Annotated in this window: 1 protein-coding gene; it reads right to left on the bottom strand. The window is 47.2% G+C overall.

Annotated features, from left to right (window positions below; translation table 11 throughout):
• Positions 1-1,088: hypothetical protein (locus KDK19_RS01240; RefSeq protein ID WP_257252485.1), on the bottom strand; the 1,088-nt coding region annotated here is incomplete at both ends.

Genomic DNA, 1,088 nt, shown 5'->3' with positions numbered 1-1,088 from the left:
CCCTGTACCCGTCCAGTAATGTCAGTATTTCGATGTCAAAAACTTCTGTCTGGTTGAGTTTTAACCATAAAAGACCAAAAGCCTGTTTTTCTCTTTTGTCATCTGTCGGGTTAACGCTTTGTGGTTCTGGTTCACTTAACGGCACACAGGCTTCAGCCGCCCCGGATTGAACGTTATCCAGGTATTGGGACAGTGATGCTTTAATCTCATCGGGGCATTCTGTACCTGATGCTTCGATTCTTTCCCTCAGTTTGCCAAGCAAGGATTTATGCAGTCTCTCTTTATGGTGGTCAAGAGATTTCCAGACGACAGGTTTGATGGCCATTCTTCTGTTGAGCAGGGTAGCCAAAACATGAATAGGCAAGGGATTGGAGGGGAGAGCTTCTTCAACATCGCCTCTTGCCTTCAGCCTTCTGTTAGCGGCCAGTCTGGCTTCGTGCCTCTGGAGGTATGCCGGGTCATCCTCTTTTAAACGCCTTTGCCAATCTTCTGCGGTCAGATAATAGTGTTCAGGTACATTGATGATTTTCAAAAAAATCCTGAGCTGTCGCTCTGACCAGTTGCTAATTTCAATTTTTTCATCCTGTATTTTTAGCTGCGGTATTGGAAAACGGTAGGTCATAATACCGAAAGGCAGCCCTTCAACTTCAAGCCGCTGTCCTCTGACAGTGAAGGACACTTCTTTAAGGTTCCGCATCAGCATAGAAATAAAACTCAGGGCCAGCCCTTCTCCTGACGGGATAAGCCCAGAGACAGGTATCTCAACGGTATTGTTGTCGGTAGCACGCATCCCCGACAGAAAGCGATCGGGGATATCGTTATCCCGGGGCAGAAGGCTATGGGTTTTGAGTAGCGCTTCAAAGAGTGTCTGGATGCCTTCTTTGGTAATGTCATGGGTTTTTAGCCCAAGGCAGGCTTCAAGCAGCCCTTTTAACCATTGGGAGGAATGCTCTTTGCTGAGTTTATGCAGGGCGCTCAACGAAGGAAACAGGTCGAATATAGCCCGGGCATGGCTGGCATCCATAAAAAGCAACTGATCATCCTTTGTTAAGGGTTGCAGGATTTCCAGGTAGAGCCTTTGCATATAG

The sequence above is a fragment of the Endozoicomonas sp. ONNA1 genome (genome assembly GCF_024606325.1).
In the GTDB taxonomy this organism is placed as follows: Bacteria; Pseudomonadota; Gammaproteobacteria; order Pseudomonadales; family Endozoicomonadaceae; genus Endozoicomonas_A.
The sequence above is the reverse complement of the archived record's forward strand: the minus strand, read 5'-3'. Positions and strand labels throughout refer to the sequence as shown.